The organism is Vibrio sp. 1F279, from assembly GCF_041439815.1.
In the GTDB taxonomy this organism is placed as follows: Bacteria; Pseudomonadota; Gammaproteobacteria; order Enterobacterales; family Vibrionaceae; genus Vibrio; species Vibrio tasmaniensis_A.
On record NZ_JBGOOU010000002.1, the window covers coordinates 171,230 to 190,812 of the forward strand.

The following is a 19,583-nucleotide window of genomic DNA, read 5'->3' on the forward strand; positions in this document are numbered from 1 at the left end:
TGTGCATAGCAACGTGTGCTGTGGTTTAGCGACGTTGAGGTTAACTCGGAAGTGGAACCGAGGTTAGATCTTGGCTTTTAGGGATTTGAGTCATCGCATGAGCGATCTCCTCTGCCTCTGTGCCAATAATAACCTGAAGGTTGTTAGCCCCAATCTTTACCACGCCCATTGCGCCAATCGCTTTCAGTGTCGCTTCATCAACAATACTGATGTCTTTAAGTGTTAAACGCAGTCTTGTGATGCATGAATCAATACTGGTTAGGTTGGCATGCCCCCCTAGCGCTTTTAAGTATTGCGCCGCTTTCTCATTCGATGAAACTTGGTTTACTTCTGCTACGTCTACATCTTCACGTCCCGGTGTTTTTAAATCGAACTTTAGGATGGCGAAGCGGAATATTGAGTAGTAAATCGTCGCAAAGAACAGACCTTGAAGTATCAACATGTAAGGTTTGACTGCGAGTGGAAGATTGTAAGACAACACGAAGTCAATTAACCCGCCACTGAAGGTAAAGCCAGCGATCCACTGCATGCTGGCAGCAATGTATAGCGACATAGCGGCAAGAAGCGCGTGAATAACATAAAGCACAGGTGCTACAAACATGAAGGCAAACTCAATCGGTTCTGTTACGCCGGTTAAGATAGCGGTTAGCGCTGAAGCACCTAGAATACCGCCGACTTTCTTTTTGTTTTCTGGTTTTGCACAGTGGTACATCGCTAAACATGCCGCCGGCAAGCCATAGCCCATAACAGGGAAGAAGCCACCTTGATAAATCCCCGTTACACCGAGTTCGCCAGTACCCGACCAGAATTTAGAAATGTCATTGATGCCCACTAAATCGAATAGGAAAACTTGGTTAAGTGCGTGATGCAAGCCAACAGGAATAAGTAAGCGGTTAAAGAAACCATAGAGGCCAGCGCCTGTCGCACCCATCTCAGAAATAGAGATGCCGAACTCAACCAGTGCTCCGTAGACGACAGGCCACACATAAACCATGACTAAGCTAATACTAATCGCGGCCAGAGAAGTGATGATTGGAACGAAACGCTTGCCACCAAAGAACCCGAGAGCCGCAGGCAGTTTTATGGTGTGGAATCGGTTATATAGAGTGGCGGCGACAATACCTATCATGATGCCGGTGAATGCACTCACCGCTGCATTGGAGGCGATAAGTTCAGATGCGCCCATTTGGTCAACAGGGACACCGGTGATTTGTGAGATAACATTCACGTTACCCACGATCATTTCCACGATGAGCAGACCTAATAGGCCAGAGAGAGCGGCAGCGCCGTTATTGTCTTTCGCTAAACCATAAGCGACACCAACTGCGAATAACCACGCTTGGTTATCCATGATTCCTTTACCACCGTATACGAGTATGGTTGCTAAGGCGCTGTTAGCTCCCCAACCTGATGGGTCAAGGGCATAACCTAGCCCTAGCATCAAACCACCAGCAGGCAGTACGGCGATCGGCACCATCAGTGCTTTGCCGATTTTTTGTAAGTATCCAAGTATGTTCACGTTTTTTCTCTCTCTATTTTTATTGATAGGGAGAGCTTACTTGCATAAGGATTAAGGATCGGTTGTGCTTAGATTAACGATTATTAATGTAGGGCGATGTCGTTGTAAAACTGAGAACTATTGAAGGTTTTATGGATAAGTTGATTGTTCTAAAAATGCTAAATTCAAAGCTTCCTTACGGACAACGTAAACAGTTCTCGTTAAGATAGCTTGACCACATGGACGTGATTGGAGAGATAAAAATGAAACAGGTCGGAGATACGGTTATCAAACCTTTTCACAAGGCAGCCTGCCATTGTGGTGCGGTTGAATTAGAGCTCAGCTTACCTAACGGGATAGAAAAACCACGCCGTTGTGATTGTTCTATCTGCCGTCGTAGAGGGGCGATTGTAGGCTCTGTGGCGCTGGATGGTATCAAGATCCTCAAAGGTGCTGAGCATCTCAAGCTTTATCAATTCAATACCAACACCGCGAAGCATTACTTCTGCTCAAACTGCGGTATCTATACTCATCACCAACGCCGTTCTAGCCCAAATGAATATGGATTTAACATCGGTTGTTTGGAAGGAGTAAACCCTTTTGATATTGGCGATGTGGTGACTAATGATGGTGTCAATCACCCTGCTGATCGCTAAATAACTCGTCGTTTGAGAACCAATTATTTGATAACTAATGGATAGAGGAAGGGATTATGTCTGAATATAGTGCGGTGATTCGTTGGGCTCGTGGTGACGATGAAGCCTTTAGTGACAACCAATACAGTCGCGGTCATACGTGGGAGTTCGATGGTGGTATCACTGTGCCAGCTTCATCTTCTCCTCATGTTGTGCCACTGCCGTTTTCGGTGGAAGCGAATGTCGACCCAGAAGAAGCGTTTATCGCGGCACTTTCTAGCTGCCATATGCTGACGTTTTTGGGCATTGCTGCAAAGCAGAAGTACGTGATCGACTCTTATGTGGATGATGCGATTGGTGTGCTGGAAGAAGATGAATCTGGCCGCTCGTCTATCACTAAGGTGACTCTGCGACCTGATATTGTGTTCTTAGGCACTAAGAAGCCAACTGCCAAACAGCTCGACAAACTGCATCATTTAGCGCACAAAAACTGCTTTATCGCGAACTCGGTCAAGACTGAAATTGTGGTCGAGATGCGAGATTAATTTAAATTAGTCACAAGATTTCTCTGGAAGCTTCGTCTTTTGAGCCTTGTCATCGTCTTAAGGGTATTCAGGCAATCCAGTTGATTGCAAAAGAACCAAACACACTATTTGAGGAACCCTCCATGACAGCGTTTAACAGTGCATCGAATTACGGTGAACATGCGTTTATCAAAAGCAAACCAGAGATGCTAGAGAGCATTTACAACACCACCGATGTATTCCCATATTGGGTTGCCGATATGGACTTTAAGGTAGCGGAACCGATCACTCAAGAGCTTAATCGCTTGGTTGAGCGTGGTGTGTATTCGTATGAATTTCATGAACAGGCGGTGTTTGAGGCGCTATCTCTATGGTATTCAAAGCGTCATGGTTTAAATCTGTCTTCAGACAAATTCGTTCAGGTTCCGGGAGTGTTACCAGGCATCGCGTTGTTACTGCGCCAGTTTACTAATGAGGGTGATGGTGTACTTATTCATACGCCGGCTTACCATCAGTTCGCTAATTTGGTGAATAAAGCAGGTCGTCAGGTCGTGAATAGCCCGTTGATTAATGACAGACAGAGTTATCAGATTGATTTTTCTGGTATGGAGCAACAGATCATCGAACAGCAAGTGAAGACGATGATTTTCTGCAATCCGCATAATCCGACTGGGCGAGTGTGGACACCTCAAGAAATTGAACAAGTCATCGAGATCGCCAAGCGCCACGATGTGCTGATCATCAGCGATGAAATCCACTCAGACATTATCTTTGAAGGTCACGCTTTCACGAGCTTGACCAGCTTTGATTACGACAAGGTCATCACCTTGATTGGCTCTCCGGCGAAAACCTTCGGCATGCACAGCATCTCAAACGGCTATGTGTACACCAACAACAATGAGCTATTTGAAGCGTTCAAAACCAATGTCGCGGCGATGTATCTTGACCATGGTAATGCCTTGACGACGATTGCTGCCTTCGAAAAGGGTGAAGAGTGGTTGGATGGTATGTTGGCGTATCTGCAAGACACAGTTAAGTGGATTTCCGAATTTGCAGAGCAGCGAATTCCTCAGTTAAAAGTCTTCCAACCGCAAGGCACTTACCAAGTGTGGTTTGATTTTTCTGAGTTAGGTTTCTCGGAAGAAGATTTAAAGAACGTGGTGTTTGAACAAGCTAAAATGGGATTAACACCGGGTGGCTGGTTTGGCGCTGAGAGTTATCATTTTATGCGAATGAACATCGCCACCTCGCGTGACAATATTGAGCAATCATTTACTGCGTTGGCTGATGCGATTGAGGGTTTTGAGCGAGGAAGCCAGGAGAGTTCAAACTGCTGCGATAAAGGCGATTCAAAAAGTTGCTGCTGATTATCCATGTTGAATTGAAAATGCTTAGCCGCTGATACTGAACATTAGGCTCTATAGAACGAAAAACCGCGAGGCTGCTTAGCGCATGACTGGCGGTTTTTTTGTGTCTGTGTAATCCTAAGCATGATTTTATTGAGATGAAATTGAAGTGTTGAGTGGTAGTTCGAGAGCACTTGAATGATTGGTAGAGATTGGTTGGCAGAGAGTTATGTTTAGCGTCCCACTGAATAGTTTTGTACATCGTGTGAGTGATAAAAGCCAAGTGATGGCGAATGCGACTGAGTGTGGATGCCAGTTGAAGCGAGTTCGACGTTCACGCAACTGGCTGTTGGTGGCTCAAGATCATCAACTCATTGAATTTAAAACCATGTTAACTCATGAAAAAGACGATTGGATAGCAACTGCAATAGACAAAGTGCTGCCTAAGCCTGTGGTGTGTTTGGCATCGTTGTTAGCCGCTACGCCCTCGATGACGGTCGCGCAGTTAGTGATGGAATCAGGATGTTCATTGGTAGAAGCAAGGCGTGCTATTGATGAGCATGAAGGGTTGTAAGCGCAAACGATAAGTGAATCGGTCGTGTTGTGAAAAGAGAATCGCGAGCAGCAAAAAGCCCGTAACGATATTACGTTTTTCAGCGCAATATCGTTACGGGCTTTATCATCTGTGCTTGTGCTGCTTAAGCTAAGCCATGTGGCTTATAAAGCGTTTACTCGATTAAGAGTTAGCGACTTTTACACGAATCGTGTTGCTGCCAAGCTTTGACATGTTCAGCTTGTTTAGTGCCGCTTTCGCTTCTTCGTGCTCTGGCATTTCAACAAATGCAAAGCCTTTAGATTCGCCAGTGTTTTGGTCTAAAACTAGGCTGCACTCTTTTACTGAGCCGAACTCAGAAAATAGAACACGGATGTCTTGCTCAGCAGTAGAGCGCGATAGGTTACGAACTAGAAGTTTCATAATAAACCTTGAATATGAATTTACGCCGAGCATTGTCGCACACTTTCATGCTCACCCTCACAAATAATTAGCTCGAATAGCTCTGTTTACCTGTTCGACGCTCTCATTAGCCGTTAACCGCGGTTTATCGTGATATCTGATACAAATCCATGCTCAGTGCTGGTTAACGCCTGTTGCAGCATTTGAGCGGCTTCTTGAGCTGTCATAAAGCTTGAAGTATCCATCGCTTTGCCACTGGTTCCCCAAAACTCTGTCGCCATTCCGCCGGGATAAACCGCAACGATTTTCATCGGGTGACCTTTGAGCTCCAACCTTACCGATTCGATAAAGCCTTTTACTGCCCATTTTGCTGCGCAGTAGGTGGACTCTTCTGCTTTAGCGCCTTGAGCTGCGGTCGACATCACGACCGCAATGGTGACGGGTTGATCTTTGTAACGCTGAACCAGCTCACGAATCAGAAATATCGACGATTCGATATTGTTTTTTAGCATGTCGCTGATCGCCGCTGGATCTTGCTGTTCTATCTTACCGAAGTATCCACTGCCAGCGCTGTGAACCACCAGTTTTGGTGTTTCTGGCAATGCATCAAGCAGTTCGCTCACGGAGTTCGGGTCACATAGATCACAGGTTTGGCTAACGGTATCTGCTGGCAGGCTTTTCGCTAATTCAGCTAAACGCTGTGAGCTGCGACCAGTGATCATTAAGCGCTGATGGCTGTTTGATGTGTTCGTATATTGCTTAGCTAAAGCTGCGCCTAAACCGCTGCTTGATCCGGTGATTAAAATCATGGGGACTCGGAATTGTTGAATGGAATCGAGATAGTAAGGCTTTGAAAGCGTGTTTTCTGAGATCTAAGACCAAGATGCTGAGGCTCATGACTAAGATTGCTCGATAGAGTTGAGGTTTGAGAAAGTAATGTAAGCCAGGAAGGAAAAAAGAAGGAGTACTAAAAAGTAAAAACGCCGGCATAGGGCCAGCGCTTTTGAAAATCAGATTACTCGTCGTCGAACTGTTTAGTCGTGAACGCGTCTTCGATTCGGTTAAGCTCTTCTTGTTCTTTTGCTCGCTTCTCTTCTTGAAGAGTTGCTCTTGTTTCGTTGAAACGTTTTTTCTCTGACTTAGTCAGGAATTTTACAGCTTTTTTGTTGGTCAGTGCGTAAGCAACTACGTCTTCGCCTTTTTCTCTGCGGTCGTTTACACGTTGTGAGAAACGTTCATTGTCGCGAGCTTTACGCTCCGCTGAGGTCAACTTGCTCATGCTTTAAAGCCTTTTCAATTATTCATGGTAGGGAATCTACGCTTAGCGAAACCAATGGGGAAGTGCTCATAATTGGTGGAACTGTGTACCACGTTCGCTCAACTGAGTTTAGCCCATTTGTATGCTGGTGGCGCATCTTAGCACAAAGGCTTGAGCATACAGGTATGCTATTCGAGGGATTAAACAGAACAACCCACAATTTTCTGTTGTGGGTTGAGATTGCATTGCGGGCTGAGATTATATGTCGGGCTGAGATTGTCTTTTGGGGTCGAGGTTATCGCTGATGGATCTGAGAATCAGAAACGACGTTTTTTAAAGTTTCTCGATATACAAAATCACTTCACCGACTTTAAAGCCGAACTTAGACATCTCAGTTTTGTTGAACAGGCGTTTGTCGTCCATTAAGAACATCCAATCATCAAGCACCACTTCATAGGTGCTACCGTCTACTTCGATTTCTAAATCATATTTCCAATAAAGCGCTGAACCTTGGGTCTCTCCATATGCCGTGCCAACGACATCGTTGGCAGTGCCTGTGTAGGTGTTGTCACCGGTTTTGATGAGGTTCCAAACGCGAGTTGAACGCTCACCATCAGCAAAGGAGAACCACTCTTTGATTTCTCCGTTGTCTCCGTCCCAAGTAGCGATGAGCTTGGCATCAAAGCGGCGCAGTAAGTTACCAGAACGGTCAAGCACGATGCCGTAGGCCATCAATTCACCGTCAAAGAAGGTTTCCAGCTTGAGCTCTGGAGTGGTGTCTGCGTGATTCTCTAAACTTGCAGAGCCACAACCTGTTAGCCAAGTGAGTGAAAACAGTGCCAAAGCAAATTTTATTGTTGTTTTTGGATTCATTTGTTCAAACCTAATAGTTGTTTGCGTAGACCGGGCTCAGAGGTGTTTTCAGATAACCAAATGGCTAGGAAAGCGTCACCAAACTGCTTGTCTTGAATGATACCGATAGGCTGCTCATCGAAGTAAAAACGACTCACGTTGTCTTCGGTTACGCGGATAGTGAGTGTGCTTCCTGCTTCTACGTTGGGCCACATCTCGTATAGAGGCTTCAACCAACGTTGGATATTGTTGTTGGAGTAACCAAGTTTGCTCCATTGATCTTGGGTAGCATCAACGAGGTCTTTGCTGTCAATCGCACGGTAATATTCAAGCTTTAACGCGCGTTCAGAATTGGTTGGGGTCGCGTAGAATTCAGCTGAGTAGAGTGTCCAAAACAGGTAGCTCATCTCACCTTGGCCGCGTTTGCTTAGATTATCTACAGCGGAAGCTTTAGCGCTTCCTGCGAATAGCAGTGCCGCGCAAATGAGGGTTAAGGTGACTAAGCTAAATAGTCGATTTCTTGATTGCTCGCTTGCTTGTGTGCGAACGCGACTATTATCGCTCTTAGAATTGAGCGCTTGCGTAGGGTTGCGTGGAAAAGCCATAAGTCACCTCGTTGTTGCCATTTTGGGTTGTACTAAGTTGGAGTAAGCGGCCACCAGTAAGGGCAACAAAATCCCCCAACTTAATGCAAGGGCAGCTAGCACCGATGCATCTGGCCAAGTAGTAAGAAGGGCGCCTGCTTTGATGCCTCCCCAATAACTACTAGTACCTGCTACGAACCCTATGACAAACAAGATCACTTTTGAGCATTTTAAAAGCCAATTCAGGCTGTGATTGAAACTGATTAAGAACATGATCCACAGGCAAATGAGCCAAACTGGAAACCAAGATTGATTAGCAATTTCAGAGTCGACGGCAAAAATACCGAAGTGGAGCATGAGGCTATCAAGCAATAGCCCCAATGGTAATAAGACGAGTATTTTCAAGTCGCTACTGCGAGTTGGAGAGAGAAGGAAGTGAACCACCACGATCAATGGCGTGACGAACGGGGCTTGCGCGGTAAAGAAGGCGCTGCAAACCCAGGTCGCTTGAAACAGAACGAGATTAATAATCCAAAACCGTTTCATCTTTTGCTCCAAAGTAACGAGGTTTTCTTGCGACAAGGTGATGAGTACTGATCACGCGCTCTAGGAATGCCCCTTCGCAGTAACAGAAGTAGAAAACCCAAAGGCGTTTAAACTCTTCTGAATAGCCTAATGACTCGAGCTCTTCCCAGCTGTTTTCAAAGGCGACGTTCCAGTCGTTGAGTGTTCGAGCGTAGTGAAGGCCAATGTCATCAATTTCTTGGACGACAAGGTCTGTACTGGTCGCTAGGTGCTGGGTCATCACGGCAACCGAAGGTAGGCAACCACCGGGGAAGATGTACTTCTGAATAAAGTCGACGCCTTTACGGTATTTATCATAACGACTGTCGGCAATGGTAATCGCTTGAATCAGCATTTTTCCTGAAGGCTTCAACAGAGAAGAGCACTTTTCAAAGAAGGTTTGCAGATATTCATGTCCGACCGCTTCTATCATCTCGATAGACACCAACTTGTCATACTCACCAGAGAGGTTGCGATAATCCTCTTTCAGTAGGGTGATTTTGTCGGTTAAGCCGAGTGCTTTGACTCGCTGTTCTGCCAGCTCGTGCTGAGCATCTGAAATGGTAGTGGTCGTAACGTGACAGCCGTAGTGCTGAGCCATAAATATCGCTAATCCGCCCCAGCCAGTGCCTATCTCAACCACGTTATCTGATTCAGACAGCTCTAAACGCTCACAGATGGTTTTCATTTTGTTCTGTTGTGCTTTCGACAGAGTTAACGCATCTTCGCTGTAGATAGCAGAAGAGTATTGCATTGAGCTGTCTAGGAAGCGCTCATATAGCTCGTTACCGATGTCGTAGTGGGCGAGAATGTTACGTTTAGAGCCTTGCTCTGTGTTGGCGTTCTTACGGCGTAGCAGTAGATTTTTGATTCGTGAAATCCATTGCGTCTTGTCATCAAGCTCGTCTAACTGTGCTTGATTTCGAGCCATGATTTGAATGACTTTGGTGAGATCTGGGCTGGTCCATTTTCCATCAATGTAGGCCTCAGATGCACCAATACTGCCGCTCATTACTACATCTCGATAAAAGCTCGCATCATGGATAACGATTTGAGCGCTTAAGGTCGCTTCTCTGTTTCCGAACACCGAATGCTTGTCTCGTTCTATTACTTCGAGTTTTGCGAATTGCAGACGTTCTAGAACCTTGAAAATTAGAGCTCGATATTTGCAGTTGCTTGAAACAGCAACGGCTTTAGCTTGTTGTTCTACGTTGTTGTTTTGTTTTGCAAGCTGTTCCATGGAAACCTCGCTGAGAAATTGTTTTAAATTTAGTTTTACTGGCTGAGGGTTAGAACTGCTGGTCTCGTTAGGCCAACCCAAGCCTTCAATTTAGACGTCTTTAAGGCGTTTTAGACGCTGAGTCTGGATGCGCCACAAACGGTACTTTTTTCAGAAATAATTTGAGAGCCTGAAAATAGATACCCATTACAACCTTGATTGTCATTGCTGGGATCCGCAGTACCGTTTTCCTAATGTTTGCTTTTGTTACCGACTGCTTTGAGAGTGCTAGTGTGGCATCAAAAATCTTGTCGCTACGATGACTCTCGATGTGTACTAACGTCCGTTTCGTTGGTGGCTTTATTTTCCACAAGTAGTTCATGTCTAAATCCATGAACGGTGAAACGTGAAACTCTTTTTTTACTTTCAACTCTTTGTGCATGTCGATGAGATAATAGTGTCTTTCTCGCCAAGGCGTGTTGCTCACTTCGGCCAACATGTAGCGACAATCACCAGTCTCGTCGTAACAGAAAAAACAGTTGATTGGGCTGAAATAAATCCCTAAACAACGGCACTGAGCCAGCATCGTCACACGGTTTGATTCAGACCAAACCCCACCAAGATGTTGTACTTTGGATGCTATACGTTGCTTGAGTGGTTTAGGTTCATCAGTCGTGACATTTTCTTTTTTTTCAGCGAGATAATCCGATTCGACAAAGCGAATCGGGTTGTACCACTGAGTACCGAATAAGCGACTGCGAGTGGTTGTTTGAGGGATTTCATCGAGATCTAATCCCATCATGTACAACTGGTAGCTAAATTCATGAGTAATATCGCCAAAGCGGCGGTGGCGTACGTTGCCCCAGTAAATGCCGCTGAGCTCTTCACTCTTTTCGGATGCTATCCCCATGTCGGATATGATGGTGTGAGTGTTCATCGTACTGAACTCGTGCTCAAATCTAGGCCAAAGCGCTTAGTCACATCGAGTGCACTGTGGACACCGTCTTCATGGAAGCCGTTGTACCAGTATGCGCCGGCGAAGTGCGTCTGGTTTTTGCCACAAATCTGCTCACGCTTGTGCTGAGCTTCGACCGTGTTCGAATTAAGTACCGGGTGATGATAAACAAAGCTGCGAATGATTTTTTCTGGGTCGATGGCTTCGCTCTGATTCAAGGTGACGCAGAAGGTGTCCTGGCTTTCGATGCCTTGCAGAATGTTCATGTTGTATGTCACACAGGCAGGTCGTTTACTATCGCCATCCAACATGTAGTTCCAACTTGCCCATGCAAGCTTTCTGTCTGGTAACAATCGGGTATCGGTGTGTAGAACCACTTCATTACGGCTGTATGGGATCTCGCCTAGAACCTGTTGCTCTTGCTCTGTCGCATCGCCGAGTAAACGTAACGCTTGGTCTGAGTGACAAGCAAATATCACTTCGTCGAAGTCTTGTGTAGCGCCATCTTCAAATTCAATCGTGACGCCCGCTTCATTGCGAGTGACTTGTTTGATCGATGTGTTCAAAGCGACGGATTTGTTCAAGCGTGAAAGGATGATTTCAACGTAAGAGCGCGACCCTTTAGGAATTACATACCATTGTGGACGGTTCGCGATGTCGAGTAGCCCGTGGTTGTAGAAGAATTGAATGAAGAATTTAAGCTCAAATTCTTCCATTTCCTCTAAGCTTGTCGACCAAATTGCTGCGCCCATCGGTAGGATGTAATGCTGGCTGAAAAAGTCGGAAAACTGGTTTTCACGTAGGAAGTTGCCCAAGGTAACATCCGGTGTGAACTCGTTACTTTCGAATTGAGCCTTACACAGTTTGTTGAACTTGAGGATGTCAGACACTAAAGACCAGAACTGAGGTTTGAAGATGTTACTCCTCTGCGCGAATAACGAATTGATGCTATGGCCGTTGTATTCGAATTTAGTTGTGGTGTTGTGTACGCTGAAGCTCATTTCGGTCGGTTGCCTTTCAACACCGAGTTGTACGAGTAGCTGATTGAAATTCGGGTAGGTTCGATCGTTGAATACTATGAAACCTGTATCTATCGAAAACGCCGAGCCTTGATGTTCAATATCAACGGTAGCGGTGTGGCCCCCAACATAATCGTTCTTTTCGAATACGGTCACGTCGTGGTGCTTATCTAATATGTGTGCGCAAGTCAGTCCAGAGATGCCTGAACCTATAATGGCGATTTTCTTCATTGTTATACCATCCTTGAAGCGAGTTTTTGCCAAACTGGAGTTGGAAGCATTCTTAGTAGCTTCATCAACATGATGAATCGTCTTGGGAAATCGATTTCACTCTTTCCTTGAGCAATACCATTTACGATTCGCTGAGTTGCGGCCTCACTACTAATAATCATAGGCATAGAGAAGGTATTTCGCTCGGTTAATGGCGTTTCAACAAAGCCTGGGTGCACAATTGAGACATGAATATTGTGCTCGGCCAGATCAACCGACAGTGTTCTGCCTAAGTAGGTGAGGGCTGCCTTTGAAGCGCCATAAGCCTCGGCTCTTGGCAAAGGTAAAAAGCTGGCGCTGGAGCTTACTAAAACCAAACGGCCGCCCGGCTTAATGTTTTTTAACCAGGCTTTAAGGGCGTAGCCAATTGAAATTAGATTGATGTTGATGACGCGCTCGAAAAGCTCGGCATCAAAATTCACGGGGTCGTTGATGTACTCACAATCACCCGCGTTCAAGATCAGTAGGTCGAGCTGCTTATCTTGTTCGAGTGCAGGGAAATTGTGGTAATCGGTCAAATCAAAACAGAGTGGGTCAATTGACGAGTGCGATAAGTCTGTCTCGTGAGAATCAACTAAAGCTTGCAGTTTGTCTTGATTACGGCCGCAAGCAATCACCTGATGCCCTTGTTGAGCATAATCTATAGCGAGTGATTGGCCGATACCTGAGGTCGCGCCTGTGATCATAATACGCATTATCGGCTCGCTCTTTTTTTGATGGATTTGATCGCGCAACCTAATACTGGGATGTGCTCGTACAGCATAGAACCCACATCCAGATAATCGCGATGATAAACCACTTGGTTGTCCAACATTTTAATATGGCTGTGCCCTTGAACTTCAATCGGCTTTTGCCCATTGAGTTGTTTGTGAGCGAATTGCATTGTCCAATAAACGGATGCTTCATCTTTCACTTCAAAGGTGTGTTCGATGTGGAAGTAACAGCTAGTGACTTGTGTGTAAAGGTTCTCGAAGTAATGCGTTAACGCGACAATCCCACTGACATGATGCAGTGGGTCTTGGAATTCGATATCAGGGTGATAAACCGTCTTTAGCACGTCGAAATTGTCTGTTCCGAGTTCTCGATACATGTTGAGAAAGTTATCAAGCCATAGAGAGTTATCCATAATATTCACTCTAATTATTTGAAAAAGGCTAAGGCTCTCAATCGTGCTTCTTTGTGTTCAACGATGGGTTGCCAGTATTCGCTGTTAATTCCATTTTTTGCAATGTAATCATGTGGAAAATGCACATGCTTGTCAGGAATATTTTGCAGCTCTGGAATGTACTTACGAATAAAAATTCCTTTCGGATCAAACTTTTCGCTCTGGGTGATCGGATTGAAAATTCGAAAGTAGGGTTGAGCATCACAGCCAGTACTTGAAGCCCATTGCCAACCGCCATTATTGGCGCTGAAATCACCATCGATAAGGTGCGACATAAAGAAGCGTTCGCCCCAGCGCCAGTCAATCAGCAGGTGTTTGGTTAGGAAGCTTGCCACCACCATTCTTAGCCTGTTGTGCATCCAGCCTGTCTCAACCAATTGACGCATCGCTGCATCAACTAATGGGTAGCCTGTCTTACCCTCACACCAAGCTTTAAAACTAGGGTTGTCGTGATACCAATCTAAGCCGTTGTATTTCTGCTGAAAGTTCGCACCTTTAACCAGTTTAGGATGGTGGAACATCAAATGCTTATAAAAATCTCGCCAAATCAATTCATTAAGCCAAGAAAAGGCTGGCAACTGAGTATCAAATAACAAGTCAGGCTGTTGTTGAATCAATTGAATCGCTAACCAACGAGGGCTGACTGCACCAATAGCCAAGTAAGGAGATAAGCCCGATGTCCCCTTTACTGATGGAATATCTCTAAGGCGAGAATAGTCATTAACTTTATTGGCTAAAAAATTGGGAATCACATTCTCAAGGACGTTTTGGCTTAGTGGCCAACGCTCCGAATCGGTACGCGGAAAGTCAAAATCGTAGTCAGCGGAGATTCTTAAGGCTTTTGAGTCGTCAGAAAGTTGTGATTGTGGACGCTGAGTTTGTTGAAGCGGTGTTTGTTGAAGCTTAGCGGGCGTGACAGGTGCTGGGCTGCAAATGATACCTTTCGCTTGCACTTCTTTTAACCATGCGTTTTTGAAAGGTGTGAAAACCTTGAACATCTCACCTTGTTTATTCAGTACGCTACCTAATGGCAGAATCGTATCGCAGTCGGTTATTTTCAGTTTGATGCCGCTTGCGATTAAGTGTTTGTCTCTTAACTGCTCATCCACTTCCGGCTCTGAATTGGCATACACACATGTCGCATCGACCTGTTTGCACAAGTTGATGAGTTGAATAGCTTGATCGTTAAAGTCTGTGGCTTTGAGGTGCAGCAGAGTGATACCGAATTCAGCGAGTTGTGACTCGAACTGTTTCAGGTGGCGATAAATGAAGTCCGCTTTTATCGGTGCCAGGTGATGTTGTTGCCATTGCTGCGGGGTTGAAATAAAAACGGCGATAGAGACGCCGTTTTCAACTGCAGAGACGAGCGCTGGGTTATCGTGAATCCTCAGGTCTCGTCTTATCCATAGAATGTCGCTCAATATCCGTATCTCAGCTTAAGTTCTTGTGGGTGCGGGTTTAGATAAACTTGTGATTCTAGGTACTCGTTTGGGTATTCCATCAGATAGTGATTAATCAGCGTCAGTGGAACTAACAGAGGAACCAGCCCTTCTCTGAATGATGAAATCTGATTGGTGAGCTCTTGTTTGTGAGCGCTACTCAGTTGTTTCTTAAAGTAACCTTGCAAGTGATGCAGAGTATTAGCATGACTGCCGCGATTTGCATGATGCGTTAGCGCCGTCATCAGACCTTCGATGTACTTTTCAGCCAACTCATCGATCTCTAAATCGTTACTCGCTAAAAGTTTGCCTAGGCTCTTGTAGCCTTCAATGTGGTGGCACATCACTAGATATTTGTGAGCGCTGTGAAATTGAATCAGCTTATGTTTGGTTACGCCTTCATCGACAAGATCGAGCCACTTTTGATATGTGAAAACACGAGTCATAAAGTTTTCACGCAGAATTGGATCGTTGAGGCGACCATTCTCTTCTACTGGAAGGAGGGGATTGCCTTGCATAACCTGTTGAGTAAACAAGCCAACACCTGTCGACTCAGAACCACGCCCGTGGTGGTGGTAAACCTTTACTCGCTCCATGCCACAGGTTGGGCTTTTCTGACACACAATGAACCCTGCGATGTGTTGATTGTTCTTTGAATAGTTTTGCCCAAACTCGATCAGTTCATCGGTGACATCGCCAGAACCATCAGGTCGAGAAACATGAATAATGTCGTCTAACATTCTTGTTTGACGGATCGTAGGACGAGGCGTTGGAAGTCCAACCCCCATCTCTGGACAAACTGGCTCAAGCTCTACGTAGTCTGCAAGATCGTCTGTGCAAAAACGAGAACGCTTATGGCCAGTATCGAACCGAACTTTATGACCGGCGACACATGCACTAATGCCTATTTTTATTTTTTTATCCATTGGTCAATTCCTTACACTCATTGCTCGTTGTTATTCTTATATTGTGTGTTTTGTTGCTTATTAAACATTACTTTAGTTCGGTTTTTACTTTTCTTACTAGCCAACTCTATGAGTCTTGTGACGTACCCGATAAATCTTTTGAAGCTAATAAATGTATTTACCCAGTGGGTTGAACAGTTGGCTCACCCCTTTAGTGAAATACAAGGCATCACTTGAAACGGTTAAACACACACAGCCTTCTTTAGTCGCAGGTTGGTGGGTGTGTTCTCCATCTAACCAGATGAAATCGCCTTTGTTGTAGACACCCATTTCGTCTTCGAAGCTGCCTTCTAAAAGAAGCGTGATCTCGAAGCCTTTGTGAGTGTGACAAGGCACCTGTCCATCCTTATCTATATGCAGCAAGCTGGTATGGTGTGATTCGTCATCAAAATCAAGTCGTGCGCGAGAAATCTTGCCCAAGTTCAACCAGTCTTTTCTTGCGACTGAATTGAGTGCGCGAGGAATCGTGAAGGTTGTGTTAGACACAGTCTCTTGTTGCGCTTCAACAACAACTTCGACAGCCTGAGACAAATCAGCTGTGATCTGGTCAATAGCATCAAAATCGAACTCCCCATCGTCAGATAGGAACGCATCCATTTCGCTGTCAGACCGTTTTAGCCCTGCTGTATCGCTTTCAAAGACTGAGTCAGCGGCTTGCGCCGTCAACATGCTTACTTGTTTTTGACAGTGTTCACAAAGCTCTACATGGCTAGAAACAATCAGAGAAACCGAATCCGCTAGATTGCCATCGACAAAATCTTTCAAGATTGCCGCATTTGGGTGATGTTTAATCATGGTCTTGTTCCCCCATGTGAACTTTTAGTTTGGCGAGTGCGAGTCTTAGACGTGATTTAACAGTTCCAAGCGGGACATCGAGTTGTTGGGCGAGCTGCTCTTGCGATAACTCTTGGAAGTAGACACCTTTCACAATGGTTTTTTGAGCGAGAGGCAACTTTTCGATTTGAGTCATTACATGACGGCTCATTAGATGATCGCCAAACTGAAGCTGATCACTTTGTGATTCGGCTACCATGGCGTCAATTGGCCAAATGTCGTCAGCGATGGTTTGCTCTGCTTTCGCTTTTACCTTTCTTAACATATCAAAGGCGGCGTTCCGCATAACGGTATAAACCCAAGTGGTTGCTGCGCCTTTCTCTTCGTTGTAGAGATGCGCTTTCTTCCAAACGTTGGTCATCGTGTCTTGGACTAGCTCGTTGGCAGCGGCTTCACCGCCCAACTTACTGATGCCAAAACGCTTGATTTTGGGAGCAAAGAATTTAAACAAGCAAGTAAATGCCTGCTTATCTCTGTCTGAACCAACCAAAATCAGCCAGCTTGAGAGCTCTGTAGGTACCTTACTTTCGGTAGGTAGTTTGTTGTCGGGGATAATGACATGCTCCTTGCCGTTCCCTGTTCTTCTGCTTTCCACTTGCATAGTAATCAACCATCATGCGAATTTGATAGACACTACGTGGAGAGTGAGAGTAGGGATCACTTTATTTTAAATTAATTTCTACTATACAAAATTATAGTGAATAAAAGTGCTTATTGCCCTGTAATGATTTGATTCAAAAAGGGAACTAAAGACGGAAAACTAGCGGGTTCTGTGAATTTGGTTTTCTTTTCCAATGGGATAGGCATCATTTCGAGGAGTCGAGCACAGATCCATTGAGGACTTTCAAAGTCAGGAGTGGGGTAAAGTGCTCTGATTGAATCGTGTTCTAGAAACAACTCGACAAGAAATGCAGTCACCACGTTCGGCACCTTATAGCTGTGTTGCGGCCAGTGAGGCAACGGGCGGAAATCACTTTTTATTAAATCATCTGTGTCGCGGAAGGACGAGTGAAGCTGGACCAACTGTTCGCCTTCAACATCGATTTCCAAGATTTGATCATCGGACATATTGAAATCGACAATAGACACTTTTGTCCCCCAAGAACTCAGACGTTCGGAGTTGGTGTCGTCCTGAGTCGCAATGATGAAGCCGTCTCCTTGCGCAGCCTGAGCGACCATTTTCAAATACTTGGGCTCGTAAATACGCAGTCTTTGTCTGCCCCTTGGCAAAATGAATAACGGGAGAGGAAACACCGCAAGCTCTTGAGAAGTCTCTACGGGTGTTTCTGATTCGGTTTCTATCCGTGTGATCTTCTCAGCTGAATTCGGCACATAGCACTCCTTAGTTCATACATGATTGAGTCTGTACGGATTTGATTCGTACGTAATTCAGAGATGTATACGCGTGCTCGTTGAAGTTCGATCAATGTGGGGTGATGTATTGAACAGGAAGTTAGAGAGAGGGAGACATGGTTTTTTGTCGCGTTTATTCGCAATTTAATCGGTTTAACCTTTTTTAACTTACGGCATTAGGTAATATGGGTTAAGAATTAGTCAATGGGTAGATAACAAGTGACACGCTTATCTTACGTTGTTTATCTCTTAGTTCTTCTTTACCTGACATCACATCAAAGGAATGGTCATGATCGTTATTTATGGTATCAAAGAGTGCTTAAATCCGATTAAGTTACAGCTTTCTAATGTCTTACAACAATGTTTGAACAGTGAGATGGGGTTACCTGATGACAAACGAGCGCATCGGTTTGTACCATTAGAAAGAGATGATTTCTTTTATCCCGAAGGGCGAACAGAAGCTTATACCGTCATAGAAATTAATATGATGGAAGGGCGAGCGGTGAATACCAAAAAGCGCCTGATTAAGAAGATATTTTCTGAAATAGAAAAGCAGCTGTCTATCTCTCCCATTGATATCGAGATCACCATCAAGGAGCAGCCATCGCATTGCTGGGGCTTTCGAGGAATGACTGGCGATGAAGCCCAAGATCTTAAGTATAAAGTAAAGGTCTAGGGTTTAAGCTCCTAACTCCTAACTCCTAATACGTAAGACAGAAGGCTTAAGCTAACCTATCTAGTCGTGGTTTTGGAGTTTGATGCCAAAGCCGTTAGATGGGCTGAGTTTGGACATATGAATTATAGGTAAATGATTCATGGACAAAGCCCTAAAGGGACTAGTTTCTTTGTTTTCCGCTGTATGTCACTACAGTTCGTTTGCGACAGTGGCAAGTTTGTTTTAGAGTGCAACTCTTCTCAGCATTTTTAGATTAGTTATGGTTAGAATCAACACGAATTTAATTCAAAAGATACTCATTACACTGCCTTTGTTTTGGATTGTTACCGTTCAGGTGTGGCTAGGTCAGGGGAGTAAGCCACTTGTGGGTATCACTTTATTGATAGCGGCCTGTTGTGCTCTTTTGTACCGAAAAAACAAGGAGAAACATGACTGGTTTGAAGATGGCTGGGTGTGGATACTGCTCTTGCTCTCTATTTTTTCCACTATATCTTACGAGTTGCATGGCTTCAGTAGTCAAGAACTAAGGGCAACTTTGATTGCTCTGGTATTTTTCCTTTTTTATCGAAATGGCTTTGTTAAGTTATCAGATATACAGAACTTATGCTTCACTTCTGTTGTCAGTACAACTGTCCTCGTTGCTTATTATATCTTTTTTCTCTCCGGGGATCGGGGGACCTTGCCGTCTAATGCTCTTGTTATAGCTTCAATTCAAGGTTTCTCTGTCATTTTATTGCTCGCACTTGGCTGTGTTTCGTATGAAGGAAAAAAAACCAAAGCAATAGCTATCTTGGCATTTATAGGCTTTTTATCAATGTTTTTGGTGGGGTCAAGAGGACCTCTACTAGCCGTTATTTTTATTGGTTTAGTTGTCCTATTCAAAATGATGATGCAGCATCGTCAGTACAAGGCGCTGCTTGGTATTAGTGCCATGGTCGTTTTTTCTGTGTTTTTGATGTCGAAATATGACGTGGTAAGTGAACGTATTGACTATAGCTTGCATGAGTACCATGAGATATCACAAGGCAACATGGATACTTCCATAGGCTTAAGATTACAAATGTATCAAGCAGGGTTCGACTTCTTTGTGGATAGCCCCTTGCTCGGCATTGGAGGCGATAAAGAAGCGCAATTAGATAAACTCTCATTTACTCCAACAAATTCGGGAAAGAGGTTTATCGTTAATGCACACCTGCATAACAATTATATTGATAAAGCAGCGTCATCTGGCTTGGTAGGCATTGCCCTTCTCATGCTTAGTTTGATGTACCCTTTGTTTAATTCTAGATACAAGCTATCGCCTATTGTATTGTTACCGGTTGTTTATTTTTCTTTCATGTGTCTATTCGATTCACCTTTCAGGAATGGTGATTTAGCTGTGATGTACTTTGTGTTTATTGGAGTACTACTAAAACTACAAGTGAGAACAGAAGCGTAATGAAACCGGTATATTACGCCAATTTCATTGTGGG

General features: G+C 44.6%; 23 protein-coding genes. 6 read left to right on the forward strand and 17 right to left on the reverse strand.

All coding sequences use genetic code 11. From position 1 onward, the window contains the following. Positions 1 to 40: 40 nt before the first annotated feature. Positions 41 to 1,519, reverse strand: coding sequence for an N-acetylglucosamine-specific PTS transporter subunit IIBC (gene nagE, locus ACED60_RS02530; RefSeq protein WP_371726863.1), 1,479 nt, complete (start codon positions 1,517 to 1,519; stop codon positions 41 to 43). A 242-nt stretch (positions 1,520 to 1,761) separates the two neighbouring features. On the opposite strand from nagE, the gene ACED60_RS02535 reads away from it, so the two are divergent. The 4 genes from ACED60_RS02535 to ACED60_RS02550 all read left to right on the forward strand — a co-directional run bounded on the left by ACED60_RS02535 (position 1,762) and on the right by ACED60_RS02550 (position 4,577). Continuing rightward, the gene (locus tag ACED60_RS02535) at positions 1,762 to 2,154 is read left to right on the forward strand and encodes a GFA family protein (RefSeq protein WP_135381908.1); all 393 of its coding nucleotides are present in this window, start codon (positions 1,762 to 1,764) and stop codon (positions 2,152 to 2,154) included. Positions 2,155 to 2,210: 56 nt separating this feature from the next. Further along, positions 2,211 to 2,678 (forward strand): OsmC family protein, encoded by a 468-nt coding sequence (locus ACED60_RS02540; RefSeq protein ID WP_009846073.1) that lies wholly within the window; start codon positions 2,211 to 2,213, stop codon positions 2,676 to 2,678. A 122-nt stretch (positions 2,679 to 2,800) separates the two neighbouring features. Then, positions 2,801 to 4,024, forward strand: coding sequence for a MalY/PatB family protein (locus tag ACED60_RS02545; RefSeq protein ID WP_371726864.1), 1,224 nt, complete (start codon positions 2,801 to 2,803; stop codon positions 4,022 to 4,024). 208 nt (positions 4,025 to 4,232) lie between these two features. Further along, positions 4,233 to 4,577: a ribosome recycling factor family protein gene (locus ACED60_RS02550; protein WP_371726865.1), complete on the forward strand. Its 345-nt coding sequence runs from the start codon at positions 4,233 to 4,235 to the stop codon at positions 4,575 to 4,577. Between the two features lie 162 nt (positions 4,578 to 4,739). Here ACED60_RS02550 and ACED60_RS02555 read toward each other — a convergent pair whose 3' ends face one another. The 16 genes from ACED60_RS02555 to ACED60_RS02630 all read right to left on the reverse strand — a co-directional run bounded on the left by ACED60_RS02555 (position 4,740) and on the right by ACED60_RS02630 (position 17,414). Beyond that, positions 4,740 to 4,979 carry an RNA-binding protein gene (locus tag ACED60_RS02555; RefSeq protein WP_009846076.1) on the reverse strand — a complete coding sequence of 80 codons (240 nt, stop codon included), beginning with the start codon at positions 4,977 to 4,979 and terminating at the stop codon, positions 4,740 to 4,742. Positions 4,980 to 5,092: 113 nt separating this feature from the next. Further along, the gene (locus ACED60_RS02560; protein WP_009846077.1) at positions 5,093 to 5,767 is read right to left on the reverse strand and encodes an SDR family NAD(P)-dependent oxidoreductase; all 675 of its coding nucleotides are present in this window, start codon (positions 5,765 to 5,767) and stop codon (positions 5,093 to 5,095) included. 206 nt (positions 5,768 to 5,973) lie between these two features. Beyond that, positions 5,974 to 6,237, reverse strand: coding sequence for a hypothetical protein (locus tag ACED60_RS02565; protein WP_009846078.1), 264 nt, complete (start codon positions 6,235 to 6,237; stop codon positions 5,974 to 5,976). A 312-nt stretch (positions 6,238 to 6,549) separates the two neighbouring features. Further along, entirely contained in the window at positions 6,550 to 7,089 is a 540-nt protein-coding gene (locus ACED60_RS02570) for a DUF3833 domain-containing protein (protein ID WP_371726866.1), read from the reverse strand. Next, positions 7,086 to 7,673, reverse strand: coding sequence for a chalcone isomerase family protein (locus tag ACED60_RS02575; RefSeq protein ID WP_102257690.1), 588 nt, complete (start codon positions 7,671 to 7,673; stop codon positions 7,086 to 7,088). Before ACED60_RS02575 ends, ACED60_RS02570 begins: the two co-directional genes overlap by 4 nt. Positions 7,674 to 7,676: 3 nt before the next feature. Then, positions 7,677 to 8,198 carry a DUF2878 domain-containing protein gene (locus ACED60_RS02580; RefSeq protein WP_102257689.1) on the reverse strand — a complete coding sequence of 174 codons (522 nt, stop codon included), beginning with the start codon at positions 8,196 to 8,198 and terminating at the stop codon, positions 7,677 to 7,679. Then, complete coding sequence (locus ACED60_RS02585; protein ID WP_371726867.1) at positions 8,176 to 9,456, reverse strand: class I SAM-dependent methyltransferase; 1,281 nt, start codon at positions 9,454 to 9,456, stop codon at positions 8,176 to 8,178. The genes ACED60_RS02580 and ACED60_RS02585 overlap by 23 nt, the downstream gene beginning before the upstream one ends. Positions 9,457 to 9,556: 100 nt before the next feature. After that, positions 9,557 to 10,372 (reverse strand): DUF1365 domain-containing protein, encoded by an 816-nt coding sequence (locus ACED60_RS02590; RefSeq protein WP_102257687.1) that lies wholly within the window; start codon positions 10,370 to 10,372, stop codon positions 9,557 to 9,559. Further along, on the reverse strand, positions 10,369 to 11,640 hold the full coding sequence (locus ACED60_RS02595) for an NAD(P)/FAD-dependent oxidoreductase (RefSeq protein ID WP_371726868.1): 1,272 nt from the start codon (positions 11,638 to 11,640) through the stop codon (positions 10,369 to 10,371). Before ACED60_RS02595 ends, ACED60_RS02590 begins: the two co-directional genes overlap by 4 nt. 2 nt (positions 11,641 to 11,642) lie before the next feature. Continuing rightward, the gene (locus tag ACED60_RS02600) at positions 11,643 to 12,374 is read right to left on the reverse strand and encodes an SDR family NAD(P)-dependent oxidoreductase (RefSeq protein ID WP_371726869.1); all 732 of its coding nucleotides are present in this window, start codon (positions 12,372 to 12,374) and stop codon (positions 11,643 to 11,645) included. Then, a complete protein-coding gene (locus ACED60_RS02605; protein ID WP_017085002.1) occupies positions 12,374 to 12,805 on the reverse strand; it encodes a nuclear transport factor 2 family protein in 432 nt (143 codons plus the stop codon). Before ACED60_RS02605 ends, ACED60_RS02600 begins: the two co-directional genes overlap by 1 nt. 14 nt (positions 12,806 to 12,819) lie before the next feature. Then, positions 12,820 to 14,265: a deoxyribodipyrimidine photo-lyase gene (gene phrB, locus ACED60_RS02610; RefSeq protein WP_371726870.1), complete on the reverse strand. Its 1,446-nt coding sequence runs from the start codon at positions 14,263 to 14,265 to the stop codon at positions 12,820 to 12,822. Continuing rightward, positions 14,262 to 15,209, reverse strand: coding sequence for a DUF523 and DUF1722 domain-containing protein (locus ACED60_RS02615; RefSeq protein WP_017100712.1), 948 nt, complete (start codon positions 15,207 to 15,209; stop codon positions 14,262 to 14,264). The genes phrB and ACED60_RS02615 overlap by 4 nt, the downstream gene beginning before the upstream one ends. Before the next feature lie 144 nt (positions 15,210 to 15,353). Next, the gene (locus ACED60_RS02620; RefSeq protein WP_009846089.1) at positions 15,354 to 16,043 is read right to left on the reverse strand and encodes a ChrR family anti-sigma-E factor; all 690 of its coding nucleotides are present in this window, start codon (positions 16,041 to 16,043) and stop codon (positions 15,354 to 15,356) included. Then, complete coding sequence (locus ACED60_RS02625) at positions 16,036 to 16,683, reverse strand: sigma-70 family RNA polymerase sigma factor (RefSeq protein ID WP_009846090.1); 648 nt, start codon at positions 16,681 to 16,683, stop codon at positions 16,036 to 16,038. Before ACED60_RS02625 ends, ACED60_RS02620 begins: the two co-directional genes overlap by 8 nt. A gap of 110 nt (positions 16,684 to 16,793) precedes the next feature. Further along, a complete protein-coding gene (locus ACED60_RS02630; RefSeq protein WP_371726871.1) occupies positions 16,794 to 17,414 on the reverse strand; it encodes an LON peptidase substrate-binding domain-containing protein in 621 nt (206 codons plus the stop codon). A 310-nt stretch (positions 17,415 to 17,724) separates the two neighbouring features. Here ACED60_RS02630 and ACED60_RS02635 point away from each other — a divergent pair, with 310 nt between their 5' ends. Continuing rightward, complete coding sequence (locus tag ACED60_RS02635; protein ID WP_009846092.1) at positions 17,725 to 18,111, forward strand: tautomerase family protein; 387 nt, start codon at positions 17,725 to 17,727, stop codon at positions 18,109 to 18,111. Positions 18,112 to 18,370: 259 nt separating this feature from the next. Further along, positions 18,371 to 19,549, forward strand: a complete 1,179-nt coding sequence (locus ACED60_RS02640; protein WP_009846093.1) for an O-antigen ligase — start codon at positions 18,371 to 18,373, stop codon at positions 19,547 to 19,549. The last annotated feature ends 34 nt before the right edge of the window (positions 19,550 to 19,583 follow it).